The 16716-nt window shown below is 37.2% G+C and carries 16 protein-coding genes, 1 pseudogene and 1 riboswitch; of the genes and pseudogenes, 13 read left to right on the top strand and 4 right to left on the bottom strand.

Going from position 1 to position 16716, the window contains the following annotated elements; genetic code table 11:
• Positions 1–91: 91 nt before the first annotated feature.
• From F7732_RS04615 to F7732_RS04600, 4 genes are all read left to right on the top strand, one after another.
• Entirely contained in the window at positions 92–619 is a 528-nt protein-coding gene (locus F7732_RS04615; RefSeq protein ID WP_151572462.1) for a type 1 glutamine amidotransferase domain-containing protein, read from the top strand.
• A 275-nt stretch (positions 620–894) separates the two neighbouring features.
• Positions 895–1587: a response regulator transcription factor gene (locus F7732_RS04610; RefSeq protein WP_151572460.1), complete on the top strand. Its 693-nt coding sequence runs from the start codon at positions 895–897 to the stop codon at positions 1585–1587.
• Entirely contained in the window at positions 1565–3805 is a 2241-nt protein-coding gene (locus tag F7732_RS04605; RefSeq protein WP_151572458.1) for a sensor histidine kinase, read from the top strand. Before F7732_RS04610 ends, F7732_RS04605 begins: the two co-directional genes overlap by 23 nt.
• Before the next feature lie 16 nt (positions 3806–3821).
• On the top strand, positions 3822–4340 hold the full coding sequence (locus F7732_RS04600) for an RNA polymerase sigma factor (protein ID WP_151572456.1): 519 nt from the start codon (positions 3822–3824) through the stop codon (positions 4338–4340).
• A 66-nt stretch (positions 4341–4406) separates the two neighbouring features.
• Here the strand turns inward: F7732_RS04600 and F7732_RS04595 are convergent, their stop codons facing one another.
• Positions 4407–4727, bottom strand: coding sequence for a winged helix-turn-helix transcriptional regulator (locus F7732_RS04595; RefSeq protein WP_151572649.1), 321 nt, complete (start codon positions 4725–4727; stop codon positions 4407–4409).
• A 227-nt stretch (positions 4728–4954) separates the two neighbouring features.
• Here F7732_RS04595 and F7732_RS04590 point away from each other — a divergent pair, with 227 nt between their 5' ends.
• From F7732_RS04590 to F7732_RS04565, 5 genes are all read left to right on the top strand, one after another.
• Complete coding sequence (locus tag F7732_RS04590) at positions 4955–5494, top strand: NADPH-dependent FMN reductase (protein WP_151572454.1); 540 nt, start codon at positions 4955–4957, stop codon at positions 5492–5494.
• Between the two features lie 740 nt (positions 5495–6234).
• Positions 6235–6906, top strand: a complete 672-nt coding sequence (locus F7732_RS04580) for a serine/threonine-protein kinase (protein ID WP_151572449.1) — start codon at positions 6235–6237, stop codon at positions 6904–6906.
• Positions 6907–7171: 265 nt separating this feature from the next.
• Positions 7172–7786, top strand: a complete 615-nt coding sequence (locus F7732_RS04575; RefSeq protein ID WP_240056540.1) for a TniB family NTP-binding protein — start codon at positions 7172–7174, stop codon at positions 7784–7786.
• Between the two features lie 188 nt (positions 7787–7974).
• Entirely contained in the window at positions 7975–8601 is a 627-nt protein-coding gene (locus tag F7732_RS04570; RefSeq protein WP_151572445.1) for a class I SAM-dependent methyltransferase, read from the top strand.
• Positions 8602–8788: 187 nt separating this feature from the next.
• A complete protein-coding gene (locus tag F7732_RS04565; RefSeq protein WP_151572443.1) occupies positions 8789–9256 on the top strand; it encodes a sigma-70 family RNA polymerase sigma factor in 468 nt (155 codons plus the stop codon).
• A 319-nt stretch (positions 9257–9575) separates the two neighbouring features.
• Here the strand turns inward: F7732_RS04565 and F7732_RS04560 are convergent, their stop codons facing one another.
• The gene (locus F7732_RS04560; RefSeq protein WP_151572441.1) at positions 9576–10463 is read right to left on the bottom strand and encodes a TIGR01777 family oxidoreductase; all 888 of its coding nucleotides are present in this window, start codon (positions 10461–10463) and stop codon (positions 9576–9578) included.
• A gap of 19 nt (positions 10464–10482) precedes the next feature.
• A complete protein-coding gene (locus F7732_RS04555; protein ID WP_151572439.1) occupies positions 10483–11235 on the bottom strand; it encodes a hypothetical protein in 753 nt (250 codons plus the stop codon).
• Positions 11236–11369: 134 nt separating this feature from the next.
• On the opposite strand from F7732_RS04555, the gene F7732_RS04550 reads away from it, so the two are divergent.
• Complete coding sequence (locus F7732_RS04550; RefSeq protein ID WP_240056528.1) at positions 11370–11858, top strand: flavin reductase family protein; 489 nt, start codon at positions 11370–11372, stop codon at positions 11856–11858.
• Positions 11859–11969: 111 nt separating this feature from the next.
• Here the strand turns inward: F7732_RS04550 and F7732_RS04545 are convergent, their stop codons facing one another.
• Positions 11970–12446, bottom strand: coding sequence for a CBO0543 family protein (locus tag F7732_RS04545; protein ID WP_205068209.1), 477 nt, complete (start codon positions 12444–12446; stop codon positions 11970–11972).
• Positions 12447–12696: 250 nt separating this feature from the next.
• On the opposite strand from F7732_RS04545, the gene F7732_RS04540 reads away from it, so the two are divergent.
• The 3 genes and pseudogenes from F7732_RS04540 to F7732_RS04530 all read left to right on the top strand — a co-directional run bounded on the left by F7732_RS04540 (position 12697) and on the right by F7732_RS04530 (position 16705).
• Positions 12697–13821 carry an NAD(P)/FAD-dependent oxidoreductase gene (locus tag F7732_RS04540; protein ID WP_151572437.1) on the top strand — a complete coding sequence of 375 codons (1125 nt, stop codon included), beginning with the start codon at positions 12697–12699 and terminating at the stop codon, positions 13819–13821.
• A gap of 44 nt (positions 13822–13865) precedes the next feature.
• Positions 13866–13974, top strand: a riboswitch (TPP riboswitch).
• A 207-nt stretch (positions 13975–14181) separates the two neighbouring features.
• Positions 14182–15258 carry a LuxE/PaaK family acyltransferase gene (locus tag F7732_RS04535; protein ID WP_151572435.1) on the top strand — a complete coding sequence of 359 codons (1077 nt, stop codon included), beginning with the start codon at positions 14182–14184 and terminating at the stop codon, positions 15256–15258.
• Positions 15258–16705 (top strand): annotated as a pseudogene (locus F7732_RS04530) (acyl-CoA reductase). Before F7732_RS04535 ends, F7732_RS04530 begins: the two are co-directional and overlap by 1 nt.
• The last annotated feature ends 11 nt before the right edge of the window (positions 16706–16716 follow it).

The raw sequence follows: 16716 nt of genomic DNA, 5'->3' as shown, positions 1-16716 counted from the left end.
CAGATAATATAGTCTGTAGAAACCGTTCCTCTGGCTCTTTGTCCATTGATTCCTGTATACTAAAGGCTATCAATTGTATGGAGGGATATAAATGAGATTAAAGGATAAAAAAGTCATAGCACTTGTTGAGAATGAATTTGAGGATCTAGAGCTATGGTATCCGATTTTACGGCTTCAAGAAGAGGGAGCAACTGTTGATTTAGTCGGGCAAGAGGCAAATAAACAGTATATTGGAAAATATGGCGTCCCTGCGCAATCGGCATATGCTTTTACTGATATCAAAGCAGAGAATTATGATGCTATTCTGGTTCCCGGCGGATGGGCGCCAGATAAGCTAAGACGTTATCCGGAAGTACTGAAGATGGTTCAGCATATGGATGAAAAGAAAAAACCTATTGGACAAATTTGTCATGCTGGCTGGGTGCTTATTTCAGCAAACATTTTACAAGGAAAAAAGGTCACCAGCACACCTGGAATCAAAGATGACATGACAAATGCGGGTGCTATATGGAGTGATGAGGCAGTCGTCACGGACGGCCATATTGTGTCCAGCCGCAGACCGCCAGACTTGCCTCCTTATGTTAAGGCATTTGCGGATGTATTAGCAGGTCAGGAATAATCTAACGTACATTCAATCATATATGACTTACATGTAAGGTCTGTTCCTAATTAGAGGAACAGGCTTTTTTTGTGGAAAATGACGGTAGCATTGGTAGGGTTCAAACGTTTGAGCAGGTGAATAGGTGTTCTCTCAATTTACATGAAAGGCCAAGGAAATTCGTTTCATCGTTTTTTTAAGAAATTCTTAAGATTTTTGCTATCCATTTGTTAAGATTTTTCTAGTAAGATAGAAATTAATTAAAGTAGTGAGCAGGAAGAAGGCAGGGCAGAATGATGGCAAAGTATAATGTGCTGGTTGTGGATGATGAGAAGGAAATCCGCGATGCAATTGAAATTTATTTAAAAAATGAAGGCATTACGGTGGTAAAAGCAAGCGATGGAGTGGAAGCATTAGAAATACTTCAGCACAGCGAAATCCACCTTATAATCTTGGATATCATGATGCCAAGATTAGATGGAATTGGAGCAACATATCAAATTAGAGAAGAAAAGAATATCCCGATTATTATCTTAAGTGCGAAAAGTGAGGATACAGACAAAATCTTAGGGCTGCAGGTAGGTGCAGATGATTATGTCACCAAGCCTTTTAATCCAATGGAGCTAGTTGCACGCGTAAAATCCCAGCTGCGCAGATATGTAACCTTTGGGAATTTTGAAGGAGCAAAAAAAGAGATTAACCTAAACGGATTGACATTAAATACAGCTGCAAAGGAAGTCTGTTTGAATGGGGAGTCCATAAAGCTGACACCAATTGAATATAAAATAACAGAGCTGCTGATAACAAATGCAGGCACCGTTTTTTCAATTAATGAAATTTATGAAAAAGTATGGAAAGAACCTTGTTATAACGCAGAAAATACGGTTGCTGTACATATTCGCAAAATTCGTGAAAAGATTGAAATTGATCCGAAAAATCCAAGATATTTAAAGGTGGTTTGGGGCATTGGCTACAAAATGGAAAGGTAAGTTCCTTATCTTTATTTGCTCCATACTGCTAGCTTATGGAACGAGTGGATTATTCACTGCTATATTGTATTCAAATGAATTCTTTCATAAAGACAATTATTTTCAAACCGATGAATTTCAAATGGATTTGGGCGAGTTTGCAGCTCTACTAAATATATATGAATTAAACAACATCACACTTGAAGAAGCAAAAGAAAATATTATGGTCTCTAAAGAAGACATAGAGGAACATCGATACAGATACGGAGAACTGCAGGAACAAATTGATAATATTACGATGCAATATGAAGAGCGGATTCAAACGGCATTAAATTCAAATAATCAGAAGGCTGCCAATGCGTATATTGAAGAAAGAGACAACAAGATAAAAGACATCACCCAAAACTTCGAAAGCGATGAATATGTAATACCAAAGGTAAAAGCTGAAAAAGAAGCAAAATTGGAACAATTTTATCAAGAAAAAGAGAGCTTTAAAGAACATTTTACTGATTCTGCTTATACATTTACCTATTACTTTGAAAACACGGTTACAGGAAAAACGTATACAAATTTAGAAGCTGAAGAGACAGCGGAAACTTATTTTACTAATGAACATACATACTTTTTCACTGATTATACAATTGGTGATGTGATGTCAGACTATTATATGCTGCCGCTTGGAGAGCTGCCAAGAGAGCTAGAACAGGTTGACTACAGTGAATTCAATGGAAAAATTGCTTTAGCCCGTTCTTTGCCAGATCAAAATCAATATATCTATGAAATGCATAAATTTGAAGATTTGCAGGTTCTGTTTATTTTACTGGCTGTAACAAGTCTTATTCTGCTGATTCTATCAATCGTAATAATCAGAAAATCGAAGCTTATTATCGCAGAAATTCATCAAATAAAGCAATACTATGAAAAATTTCCAATCGATACTCGTGTGATCCTTTGTATTCTAGCTTTTATAGGTGCATTTATGTCACTGGACTTTATCCATCACAGTACTCGCTACCTATTTGATGATAGCTATTTTCTAAACGAATTAATGGTATCCTTCCTAGGCTATTATATTTGTTTTTCACTCGCCATTATTCAATCCGTTTTCCTTTTTGGCGTTCTGACTAATCCTGCTGTGATTGCGGATGACTGGAAGAATGGAATCAGCTACCGGCTTCTTTCTGTATGCCGCAGATGGTTCAAGAACCTTAGGGGAAACATTAAAGGTGCCTTCTTAGAACAACCGCTGGGAACACAAGTCATACTCCTGCTCGGAAGTATTTTCTTTACTGGTCTATGTGCTTTTACGATGATGATTCATCCTCTTTTTATCATCATATATCTTCTTCTATTAGGAATTGTATGTATACCAGCGGTCATCTTGTTTGTGAGGAATGTCGGTACGCTTCAGCAGCTTGCAAAAAAAACAAACGAGCTAGCACAAGGAAAGCTTGGGGAAGATTTACATATTCCTGAACAAACAGATTTGGCAAACATGGCGAAGGATCTGAATGCGCTTAGACAAATTGTAAAAGCATCTCAAAAGGAACAAGCCAAAAGTGAACGGCTAAAAACAGAGCTAATTACGAATGTTTCACATGATTTAAGAACGCCCTTAACGTCCATCATCAATTATACAGAGCTGCTCAAGTCTCAACATCTATCAGACCAAGAGCGTGCCTCGTATCTTGACATCATTGATCAAAAATCGAAGAGATTAAAAGGTTTGATTGAGGACTTATTCGAAGTCTCTAAGATGGCAAGCGGTAATGTCGAGTTATCTAAAGAAAAGGGAGATTTAGTACAGCTGCTTCATCAGGCGATTGCCGAGTATGATACAGACATACAAATTTCTAATCTTCAGTTCAGATTATCAATTGCAGAAAGCCCTGTATTCGCGCTAGTAGACGGGCAAAAAGTCTGGCGGGTTTTCGATAATTTAATATCAAATATATTGAAATACTCTCTTGAACATTCACGCGTTTATATATCGCTTTTAGAAGAAAATGATCAGGCTCAGATTACATTTAAAAATATCTCAAAATATGAATTAAATGATGAAAGTGAAGAATTATTTGAGCGTTTTAAAAGAGGAGATACTTCACGGCATACGGAAGGTTCAGGATTAGGCCTTGCCATTGCAAAATCAATCATAGATTTGCATGACGGAGAATTAGTCATTGATACAGATGGTGATTTATTTAAAGTAAGCATAGTGCTTCAAAAAGTAAATATATAAAAAAGTAGGGACCCTTATGGACGAAGATTATTTCAATGAATTATATGAACGTTATTTTCATCGGCTTTATCACGTTGCCTATCGAATCACTAGAGATCAGCAGCTGGCTGAGGATGCTGTGCACGAAACATATATCAAGGCGATTAAGAAAATACAATGTGTTGAAGATTCAAAAAAGATAGGGGCTTGGTTATCTGTGATTGCTGCAAGAACTGCGATTGATATAATCCGAAAAGAGAAAAAAAGCAATGTAATGTCTATGGAGCATATTCACCTTGAAGCAAGTTCGCTGCAGACAGATCATAATGTTGTCGAAAATGATGTAGAGGCATCATTATTTAATCAGAATTTATATAAGGCTATTCATCAGCTTTCAGTACATTACCAAACCATTCTGCTATTAAAGCTTCAAAAAGGGTTGAAAGAACAAGAAATCGCTGATCTCCTGCATATAAATCAGAATACCGTAAAAACTCGCTTGTATCGGGCCAGACAGAAGCTAAAGATTCTAGTCAACAGGTTAGAAACAGCATAAAAAAAAGAGGGGATCCCCTCTTTTTTTTGTGTTTATGTTTATCTCTTCAATTAAGAGGTAAATGGATTATGTTTCATCTGCTGAAATCCATTGCTGAGACCATTTTTCAACCTCAAGTAAGACAGGCTCTAAAGAAATGCCTTTCTCTGTTAAAGAGTACTCAATAATCACAGGGGTTTCAGGGATAACTTTTCGTTTAATAATTCCTTGCTTTTCCATTTCTTTTAATCGCTCTGATAAAACTTTTCCGCTAATGCCTACAGATGTTTGAATCGAACCAAACCGTTTTGGACCAGTTAGAAGCTGATGTATTAACAGAGCCGTCCAGCGTTGGCTTAAAATTGAAATGGCTTTTTCAAAGCGAGGACAAATGTCAGTTTCTTTCATCATTCGTTCACTCCTTATAGCTTTATTATACCATTAAAAAAACAGAAATAAAATTACATTAGATAATAAAGTAACTTGACAATAATAAATTTATAAAATATACTTTGTTACATAAAGTAACTTATTGATAGAAAGAATGGAAACACCTTTTATTCAGCAGTTGCTTACATCTAAGTAACGGATTTCCAGCATGAGTTTTTATCGTTAAAAAAAGGGAGGAAATAAAAATGGCAAATTTAAAAATTGGAATTATATTAGGCAGTACACGTGAAGGAAGAGTAAGTCCGCAGGTTGGTGAATGGGTAAAAGGAATTGCTGAACAGCGCAGTGATGCAGATTATGAAATCGTAGATATTGCAGATTACAACCTGCCGTTTTTAGGTACAACTAGTGAAGCAGAAGGTATTAAAAAATGGTCGGAAAAACTTACTAGCCTAGATGGATTTGTATTTATTGTACAAGAATACAACCACAGCATTACAGGTGCTCTTAAAAATGCCTTAGACTTAGCACGTGATGAATGGCATAACAAAGCAGCAGGAATTGTAAGCTATGGCTCAACAGGTGGAGCACGTGCAGCAGAACATTTGCGTGGTATTCTAGCTGAACTTCAAGTTGCCGATGTTCGCACACATCCAACATTGTCCCTATTTACAGATTTTGAGAACTTCAGTGAATTCAAACCAGCAGATCTTCATCTTGACAATGTGAATACCATGCTGGATCAAGTGAATGCTTGGAGCGGGGCTCTTAAAACATTACGATAAAATACTTTTAATAGCACAAGAGGAAAAAGCAAGGGAGAAGTTTCCCTTGCTTTTTTGTTCGCTTAACAACACTTTGTAGGATTAATTCAGCAGATAATGTAATAAAACTGGGAAGAAAAATTAGGATAGTAAGACTTTGCGCAAAGGTAACTGTAATAGCCTTTTTCCAAGAATTTCGTTTAGGGTAAGTGTTAAAAACTCTCTGAAAGAAAAGAAATCTGATCCACCAGAACAGCAGAGTATAAATAATCATAGTATTAAATATATATGAATCTTAATTCGATTCTATCCGTATACATAATCAGTCCATAGGTGATGGTATGAAGAATGAGATAATATTATGGAGAGGCAAGAATAATGGGGATGAAATATGGTATAAAATAATTTACGGCAGTCTGGCTATAGGCGGTTTGCTTGTCATTGACACTATTGTTTGTTACTTTATCCTTCTATGGAGGGTAAAAGGCTAAACAAGTCAATTGTTCATCTGATAAATGTCTTCAAACAATTTAATCTTAAAATATATCACTAAAAGATTTAAATAAGTCAAGCTTCAGCAGCAGTCTAAAATCATGGATATTCTACATATATTGTATAAAGGAGTTGTAGTGCGTTTTTCGAATACAATAACACTTCTTATGGTAGAATAAAAGACTAGCTGCAAGGCACTTCTCTTCTAAAGAGCATTTTTTATAAATATTGATTTACGAGTGCACCAGCCAGTCAAGGGAGAGATTAGTGTGGCACAATGGGAGATTGCGATTGATTCACTTTCTAAAATTACAGTTTTATCAAATCCAAATAATGAACCAGTAACGATTATCGGACAAGTAGAGGGTTTAAAGTGCATCGGAGTCGGAACAGATGCTGCCGTTTTTCAATTTTTAGATGCACCCCATTATGCATATAAGGTTTATGCAAAGGATAAAATTGATAAAGTTAAGGCAGAAGCAGGTGTTTATGAACAGATAGGAGAATCTCCATTTTTCTCTACTTATTATGGTTCTGGGGAGTTTTTCATTGTTTTAAGTTATGAAGATGGTAAAACACTATATGATTGTGTCCTCCAGGGTATTCATATCCCTAACCAAGTTGTAGAGGATGTTGAAAGTGCCAGAGATTTTGTTCGAAGTAAAGGGCTGAATCCTCGAGATATTCATTTGAAAAATATATTGCTGCAGAACGGTAGAGGAAAGATTTTAGATGTATCCGAATATATTCAATCTGGTAATGATTTAAGATGGGAACATCTAAAAAAAGGATATGAAGAATATTATCATCTAATTGATGGAAAATCGGTTCCGTTTTGGGTCGTGGAAACTGTCCGAAAATGGTATCACCAGCAAAATAAGTATTTTCCTTTCTTTGATGACTTTCTGAAATTAGTTCAAAAGCTTAATTTTATGAAATAGGGTTGGTTAATAATAAAATATAGATTGTATTATTTTAATAGAAAAGCATCGATATTAACGTATTGATGCTTTTTTACATAGATTATTTTCATACAAGGCAGGTATTAAAAACAAAGAATGATAATGATATGTTAAGCTGTTAAATATAGTAAATGAGTAAGTGCTTATGATTCTTGTTATTAAGATCTATAGGGGGTCGGAGGTTGTTAGGTGGTTCTGGTAAAATGATTTTGGAAAATAAGGGGGTGCATAAAAGTTGAGACAAATGCGAGGAATAATACTTGAAGGATACTCAAATTCAGGTAAAACATCGATTTTAAAAGAATTAAAAAAACTTCATAGTCATGATCATAATAGTGAACGCAGTGTTATTGTTCTCAGTGAACATTATTCGCAAGTATTACACAGGGTGAATGGAACGTTAACATCACTTAATCAAGATGAACATCTTAACCTTCTTACCGATAGGGTTAAGATGCTAAAACAATTAAGTATGTGGGCTAAAGAAGTTGGAGATTCACACCGTTCCAAAGGGATTTTTTTCATTCTTGAAAGATTTCATTTAAATCATCGAACGGCGTTCTCCAATTCGGCATTTCATAAATTGAATGAAATTGAGGCAGAATTGTTTGGACTTGGTGCAATGTGTGCTCTTCTTACCATTTCCACCGAACAAGCGGAGAATAGATTAAAGAGCAGAAACCCGGAACATTGGAGAAGTAAAACAGAAAAAGAAACGCAATTAGAAGTTGATCATCTAATACATACACAGCATATCCTGAGACAACATGCAAATAATTCAATAATTCCTACTCTTGAATTAAACACTGATCAGCAAGATTGGGAAAGATACGCAAAGATCATTTATCCTGCTGATTAGTCAAGAAGCTGTAAACTTTTAGAGGGAATTATTTGAATTTTATGTTAATATAATACTATTAAAGAAAGGTGGGGTTTTTTATGGTACATGATATCGGAATAAAGTTAAACATGAAATTAAGGGGCAGGCTTTTCGAGTAATTCATAAGGAATGCTCGGAAAGTAACTTTATAACTTGGAGGAGCATTCATGTTAAATAATCACGGATTCGATTTATGGGCGGATCAGTACGACAAAACGGTTCAAATTAGTGAAGAAAACAATCAGTATCCTTTTGCAGGCTACAAAAAGATACTAAATGCTATTTTTAATGAAATTATGCAGCTTAAACATGCAAAAGTTTTAGATATTGGTATGGGTACAGGCGTACTTTCTAGTAAACTATATGATTATGATCATTTAATTGATGGAATCGACTTTTCAGCAAAAATGATTTCAATTGCTCGATCAAAAATGCCAGCCGCTACATTCATAGAGTGGGATATTTCAAAGGGTCTTCCTAGAGAGAAAATGAGAAATGAATATGATTTCATTGTCAGCACTTACACGCTTCACCACCTGACAGACAATGAAAAAATCAGTTTTATAACGGACTTGCTTTCTGTTCTGACTGATGACGGCAAGATCTTAATAGGTGACATTGCTTTTGCCAGCAGGGCAGAACTGGAGCAATGCAAGCAGGACAATCAGCTGAACTGGGATGATGATGAATTTTATTTTGTGTATAACGAAATCAAAACACCGCTGGAGCATATATGCAAATGCGAATTCGTACCCATTTCTCACTGTGGTGGTGTATTTATTATTTCGAAGTAATCTCCGAGGGGGCAGCTATTTTTAGCTGCTCTTTTTATGCTGGGTATTTATATAAATAGGAAAAGATTTAGAGAAAACAATTCTTCTATAGCAGTGTAGTTTCTGTGATTTAGATCGTATAAATTGTGAACCCTGCTGCTCAGGTTAATCGTCTTTATATAAGCATTCATGAAAAGGAGGGAAGTCTGTGGATCTAGATAGAAACGAGCTTGCTAGTGAGTTCAATAGCATTGTAGAACTATATGTAAATGATATTAGAAAGATCGTTTTCTCATATGTAAAAAACCAACATACAATGGAAGATATCACTCAAGAAGTTTTTCTAACAGCTTATAATAACTTTCATACTTTTCGAGGTGAGGGTTCCATTAAGAATTGGCTGCTTAGGATAGCAGTCAACAAATCAAAGGATTATTTAAAAAGCTGGCATCACCGAAAGGTTCAAATGACTCACATTCAAAAAGCTCTTAATACACATGTGTTTAACGAGCTGGATATGACTCAGACTGAAATAGAACAGTTTGCAGAATTGATTTCAAAAAAATCTAAACAGACAAAGAAAGAAAAGAAACGTTTGAAAATCCTTTTACCAGCTGCTGCAGTATTATTTCTCGTTTATTTAACAGGTATTCTTCTAAGTTTGTTCATATTTTAGTCGAATAATCAAACAGCTTTCATAGAAGAGAAAGCTGAACTTATTTACGGAGAGCCCATTGTCATTCCGGAAATAGAAGGGTTTGACATTCTATTTTCTGCTATTACGATGCTTCCTGCTCAAAATGATCAACCCTCAAACTTAACGATCTCCTATGGGAAAGAAAAAGGTGAATTAGATTCTAATTTTAACAGTGAAGAGAAGAGGAAATCATGGGAAGAACAGCAGGATCGATTGTGTCACAGTGACGCCCCGGAATTCCTCGAAATATGTCGAAAATAAAAACCACCTCTCTTATTTAGAGAGGTAGCAGTGTTCATCAGTTTACTATTATAGCGTATAAGGCTTCATCTAAGGTTTTATATTGAAAATCAAATCCTGATTGAACCAGTCTTTCGGGCACTACCCAGCGGCTTTTTAAGACTAGCTCAGTTTCTGTTCCTATAAAAACAGCACCAAGTTCAAGCATCCATTTAAAAGCCGGAAGACCAAAGCTTTTTTTCATGTGTGCCCTTATTAATCGCATCTGCTCAATGTTTTTTACTGGGTGGGGTGCAGAGCAGTTAAAAACTCCTTCCAGATGTTTATTGTCTCTTAAGAAAAGAGTTATTTGAAAAAGGTCTTCAATGTGAATCCAGCTGAACATTTGGCTGCCGGATCCCTGCTTGCCGCCAAGACCAAATTTCACTAGATTTACATAAGGTGTCATAACACCGCCGTCAGGTCCGAGCACGATCGCAATTCTTAGGGCTGCTTGTCTCGTTTTTGGCAACTGGAAAGAGAAAAAGGCATCTTCCCAAGATGTGGCTACATTTACTGAAAAGCCAGAGCCGATTTCACCTTCTGCTTCGGTCATGGGCCGGTCTTCAGCATGACGGTAGATGGTTGCGGTGCTCGAATTGATCCATAGCTCTGGGGGATTTTCACATGCCTGCAGGGCTTTCCCTAATATATTTGTTGTCTCCGTTCTGGAGGTCAATATTTCTTTTTTATTTTTCTCATTGTAGCGGCAGTTCACCGATTTTCCAGCTAAATTAATGAGCATTTCTGCGCCTTCTAACGCGGAAATGATCTCTTTTTCATTATTCCAGGCAATAGCAGGGGCAGTTCTGGCAATGATGATGACTTCATAACCGAGTTCTTGAAATTTTTGTTGAAAATAAGTGCCAACAAAACCTGTTCCTCCAGCTAAGACAACCTTTTTCAATTTCTCCACTCCTCACTCTTTAGCTTTTTTGTATTTTGGATGGATTGTTGATTTTATAAGGAACAGCTTCTTCTATTAGAAACTCTTCTTCTGCGTCCTTGCCTTGAGGCAGCTTTTTCTTGACAATTTTTCCGTCAAATTCGAGCTGATCACCAGGAGAAAGCTCCCATTTCTTTAAGGTTTTAGAATGTGAACACCAGGCAAGTCCTATTTCAATCTTTTCTTCCTGTTGAATCGTTACATTCTCAAGAACCACGACTTCATCATTTTCTTCATTAAAATGATTCCAGCTTAAAGCAAATTGCTTAACCTGTGCAGTAAAGTGAACTTTATCTTCTGGAAGAACAACCTTTTTTGGACTTTCTTTCTTCGGTGTTTTGGTTTCTTTTTTCTTGACAGTTTTTTTGGCTGCTGCAGGTTCTTGTTCTTTTTTCTCACTTTGAATAGCAGCAGGAGCCTGAGGAGCTTCACCGGCATCAGATAAATAGATTTTTCCAAAGCTTGCGGACTGCATCTCTTTTAAGAAGGCAGGATGGATGCAGCCTAAGCTGCCATCTTCAAATTGAATGATTATGGTATTTCCAGAATGATCCTGACCGTATACCTCATAGCCTTTAATGGTTACAAGGGACTGCTGCTTACGATCTTTGTACCAATATTCACTTTTAGAGGCTGGCAAGCCCCATTCTTTCACTTTTTCTGTATATTCATCTGTATTTTCAAATTGAACAAAATCGCCTTTTGGAGGAACGATTGTTTTTAATTCACTCATCTCTTCAAGTTACCTCGCTTTCATTCCTTATGCTTTATAGTATATTCTATACTAGAAAAGAAGTAATTTCGAATCATTTCAGGGAATATATTCGGATATACTAAAGATGAATATGTTCGGAAAGGCGGAGCAGGATGAGTGCAGATACAGCTAAATTTAAAGAAGTAATGGGCAACTATCCAACTGGAGTTACAGTTATAACAACAGTTGACGAGAGCGGTACACCACTTGGGTTAACAGTAAATTCATTTGCATCCGTTTCATTGGACCCGCTGATGATCCTTTGGTCTATTGATCATAAGGTTTCTTCACATGATGTGTTTAAAGAATCAGGCAAATTTGCTGTTCATGTATTAGCGGAAGATCAGGGAGAGTTATGTGCTTTATTTGCAAGCAAAGGAATTGATCGATTTGCCAACTGCGAATGGAAGCTATCTCAACAAGGATTGCCGATCATCGAGGGTGCTTTGGGTGTTATGGAATGCCAAACATTTAAGAGTGTTGAAGCGGGAGATCATACCATTTTAATCGGGGAAGTCACAGACATTGTCAGCCGGAAAAAAGAACCGCTGCTATATCATAATCGCAAGTTTGGAAAAATTCCTGCAGAGTTTTATGAATAATTCAAAGCAGATAAGAGACCAAGTCAGCGGATTTGGTCTCTTATTTATATTGATTACTAATAAAATAATAGATGAAATAATGTTGAATCCTTTATCCTGCATATAATTCCTTTACAGTGTTTGCTTGAAAAACCATTTTTGATATCGACGCGAGATGTAGAAGGTAAACCACATCGTTATAAAACTCCAATACCAAGTCCACTTTTTATATCTGATTAATTTTGTGTATTTAATTGCAATGCTTTCGAATACAGTAATGATTGCTGCATAGAAAGTGCAATACCAAAATTTATATACCTTATTTTTTTTCACTGGATAATACAAATTAAATAATGAACATAAGCCTGGATAAACAAAGTATTCAAATGTAAAACTAGACTTATTCGCTTTTTTGAAAAATGAACGATGAGGATAGGAAATTAATCCTTTTTCGACGACTAGTAAGCCAAAAAGCCAAGTTATAATTTGTTTAAATAAAAAGGATACTTGTGCTTCGCGCATTCTGTTTTTAGGAACAAATTTTATCAATAATAATGACATAACAATCCAAGCCGAAACTTCAACTGTTTTATCAAGTTTATGCTTCAAGATCCTCACCTCTCTTTAACTATAGAATGGTTATGATGACGTTATTTTATGTGCATTTTTAACTGATCTACCTATAATGTTTAATTAATAATTCGATCTTAAAATTATGATTTAAATAGACCTAGATGATCATGTCCAATAATAACGCTGTGAAAACTTCTGCATTGCCCGAGGAGTAAAAGTTATGTAATATGAGGTAAAAACCTAAGCAAATTTACATAAGAATGGTTTGAAAAAGGTGTGTAGTAATATGAAAAAAATGATTATCATTGGTGCAGGCATTCTAGGTGCTTCTGCTGCTTATCATCTTGCCCGTAAAGGTGCAGAAGTAATTTTAATTGATCGATATGATAAGGGGCAGGCAACAGATGCTGCTGCAGGAATCGTCTGTCCATGGCTTTCACAGAGGAGAAATAAGCCATGGTATACACTGGTGAAAAATGGTGCGAACTATTATGCCGAACTAATCAAGATGCTCGATGAAGACGGAGAAAAGAATACGGGATATAAAAAGGTAGGAGCCATTGCTCTTCAATCTGAGAACAGCAAGCTATCAAAGTTAAAAGAAAGAGCTATACTGAAAAGAAAAGAAGCACCGGAAATTGGTGAAATTACTGAGATTAATGCCGTTAAACAGAAGGAATTGTTTCCGCCGTTAAGTGATCAATATGAAGCTGTGCATGTAAGCGGAGGAGCACGAGTCAACGGCGCTAAACTTCGGCTTTCTTTGATCAATGCAGCCAAAAAAAATGGAGCGCGAATTATAAATGGTTCTGCGCGTTTGCTGACAGAAGATCAAACAGTGATCGGTGCTGAGGTCAATGGAGAACATATACTGGCAGACGAAGTGATTGCTGTACCTGGTGTGTGGGCAAAAGAATTGTTATCACCGCTGCAAATTGATTTTCAAGTGTTTGCTCAAAAAGCGCAAATCATTCATTTAAAGCTTCAAGATGAAAATACAGAAGATTGGCCGGTGGTTATGCCGCCAAACAACCAATACATGCTTGCATTCGAAAACGGTAAGATTGTGGCAGGTGCCACACATGAAGATTTGGAAACATTAGAATTGCGGGTTACGGCAGGAGGAGTTCACGACATCTTAACGAAAGCACTGCAAACCGCACCAGGTCTTGAGGATGCTGAGCTTAGTGAAGTAAAGGTAGGATTTCGTCCGCACACGCCTGGATTTTTACCGGTATTTGGGCGGATCCCTGAATTTAAAGGAATTCTTACGGCTAATGGCTTAGGTGCCTCAGGGCTGACAGCCGGACCTTATGTAGGAAAATTATTAGCACAAATAGCTCTTGGAGAAGAAGCAGAAGTGAACCTGGAAGATTATGATGTAGGTACCGCTATTAAAAGGAAGGAATAAAAAGCGTTTACAATAGCTGTAATAATTGCTAAACTAGTTACGAATTGAATAAATACGGGAGCCTGTGGAATCAGGCTGAGAGTATGACTAACTGTCATAGACCGTTTGAACCTGTTGGATAATGCCAGCGTAGGAAATGTGATTAGGGTATAACTATACACTTTGCTGGCGCGAAGTGTATTTTTTTATATCATTTTTTTAAAAGGGAATCATGGGCTGTTCACTTAGATTGTTCAAGGTGATCACTATGTCCTGCTTGCTTTTTAAAGTATCCTTCACTTATAACACTATCCCCCAATCTAGTTGACTGCGGGCATTATCGTATTCAGGCCACTGATTATAGAAAGGCTGGAATCGAACATGACCCAAAAAGAGTTAATAGCTTCCATTCAACAATTTATTCAAAACGAACATTCTCATGATTTTAATGAGCTTGCACTGCAGCTGTTCCGTTATCAGTTTGAGCATAATCTGCCATTTCAGCGTTTTAGCAAGCAAAAAAGAAAAACACCTCGAAATGTTAAAAGTTGGAGAGACATTCCTTCTGTGCCGATTCAGGCTTTTAAAGATGTGCCGCTATCCTGTATATCTACAGAGCAAGCTGAAGCGACTTTTATGACGAGCGGTACAACTAAACAGATAAAAGGAAAGCATTATCACCCCACACTGACAGTGTTTGATTCATCGATGATCACAAATTTCAAAAAGAGATTCATGAAAGAGCAAAAAGCGATCAAGATGGGAATTTTGTTCCCTGATCATGAGGAAATGCCCAATTCCTCACTAGCTCGTTACTTGTTTCTGGCTAAAGAGTTTTTAGGCACTTCAGAAAGCAAGTATTTATTGTCAGGAAATGGTATCAACTTTGAGTTACTGCTTGAAGAATTAAAAATCTCGCAACAGTCAGGAGAAGCATATGCCTTATTAGGTGCAAGCTTTAGTTTTGTTCATCTAATCGATTATTTACAGGAAAAAAAGCTATATTTTAAACTTCCAAAAGGAAGCAGAATATTAGATACAGGCGGTTATAAAAACCAGTCCAGACATGTGGAGACAGAGGAATTTTATTCAGCATTAAAAACACACTTAGGTGTCGAAAAATCAGATTGCATCAATATGTACGGCATGACAGAGTTAAGCACACAATTTTATGATGATGGCAATGAAGATAGTCCATCTGTAAAATCGGGACCACATTGGATCCGTACTAGAGTTATAAATCCCTTAACTGGATTAGATGTGCCTTTTGGAAAAAATGGGGTGCTTGTTCATTATGACCTAGCTAACTTTAATTCTGCCCTCAGCATTTTAACAGAAGATTTAGGTGTAGAGACTGACAAAGGATTTCACCTTTTAGGCAGGGTACAAGGGTCTGAGCAAAAAGGATGCTCACTTGCAGTCGATGAATTTCTCCGATATGCGAAGGAGAAATCATAATGGAAATCACTGCTGGCTATTTGCCTGAAATGAACAATGAAACCATTGAATATAGGGAAATTATCTATTCTTATAACGGGCTAACTGCAAAAGTGAAAGTACCTCAGCTTTCTCCGCAGCAGTTATCGAAAATCATGTCGATCGTGAAAGCTAATGCACACATTTTAAAGAGCTTTTCAGTATCAGAGCTGGTGGCTATCATAGATCAAGCGATTCATATATTACTAGATCGTCAATCAAAACAGCGGAGACTAGCGGAGACTTGGCTGCCAATCATTACAGGATATGATCAGGAAATCATCCGTACAGGTTTAACCACATTTTTGCAGCGGTTTCGAAAACATGAGCTTCAGCGTTTTCTGGTGGAGGACTTCGGCAATCCGCAGCTCCTGGATGATTTTCAGCCTGTAGTAAAAGGCGGCTATTCAAAAGCAGTAGGAGCAGATGTTACCGGGCATATTTGGGCTGGAAATGTTCCAGGCCTTCCCCTATGGAGCTTTATTTCAGCGCTGCTCGTCAAGTCCGGAAGCGTTGGAAAAACAGCAAGTGAAGAGCCGCTATTTGCCGGGTTATTTGCGGGCATTCTAGCAGAGGTGGAGCCAAAGTTAAAGAATTGTTTTGCCATTGTGACATGGAAAGGCGGAGACGAAGAAAGGGAGACTCTTTTTTTTGAAGGAAGTGAGACGGTCATTGCCTATGGAAGTGATCAAAGCCTTGCGTCCATTAAACAAAGAGTACCGGCTACAAGCAAGCTCATTTCCCATGGTCACAAAATCAGTTTCTCGATTATCGGAAAAGAAAGTCTTCATATGCAAAAAGCTGTAGAAACGAGTCATTTGGCTGCACAGGATCTCATTCGCTATGATCAGCAAGGCTGCTATTCACCTCAAGCGATATTTGTTCAAAAAGGCGGGCTGATTACACCCGGTGAATTTTCGAAATATCTTGCTCACGAGCTGTCCGCGCTGGAAATCCGATTTCCGCGCAGAGAACTGTCAATAGAGGAGTCTGCTTCGTTCATTCGTAATCAGCAAAGAGAAGAAATGAGTTTGTTTGCAGAGAAAGATAAAGAAGTAATTTCTGATGAAAAAAAAGATGGATTGTCATTTACAAAGATCATTCAAGCGAATTCTTGCCCAGTGTTTTAAACAGGTCTATCCAAGTATTTGCTTTTAATGAAATTGACGAGGTGTTAGAAAAGATTAAGCATTATAAAAAATGGCTGCAGACAGCAGGTTTGAGTGCCTCTCCGGAAAATGTCTTTCTGTGGAGTGAACAACTTTCTCTTTATGGGGTAACGAGAATGACGGCGATTGGAAGGATGACCTCCCCAGAAGCAGGCTGGCACCAGGATGGCGGCTTTAGTTTAGCAGATTTAGTGAAGATGACTGATATCGAAGCAAGCACATTAGAGTTGGCTGAGCCGCTTTCTGCTTATTCAAATTAAAGGAGGGTGGA

Origin of the sequence: Bacillus mesophilum (genome assembly GCF_008923265.1) — a bacterium.
GTDB lineage: Bacteria > Bacillota > Bacilli > Bacillales > Cytobacillaceae > Cytobacillus > Cytobacillus mesophilum.
Note: the sequence above shows the minus strand (reverse complement) of the source record. Positions and strands in the feature narration are given on the sequence as shown.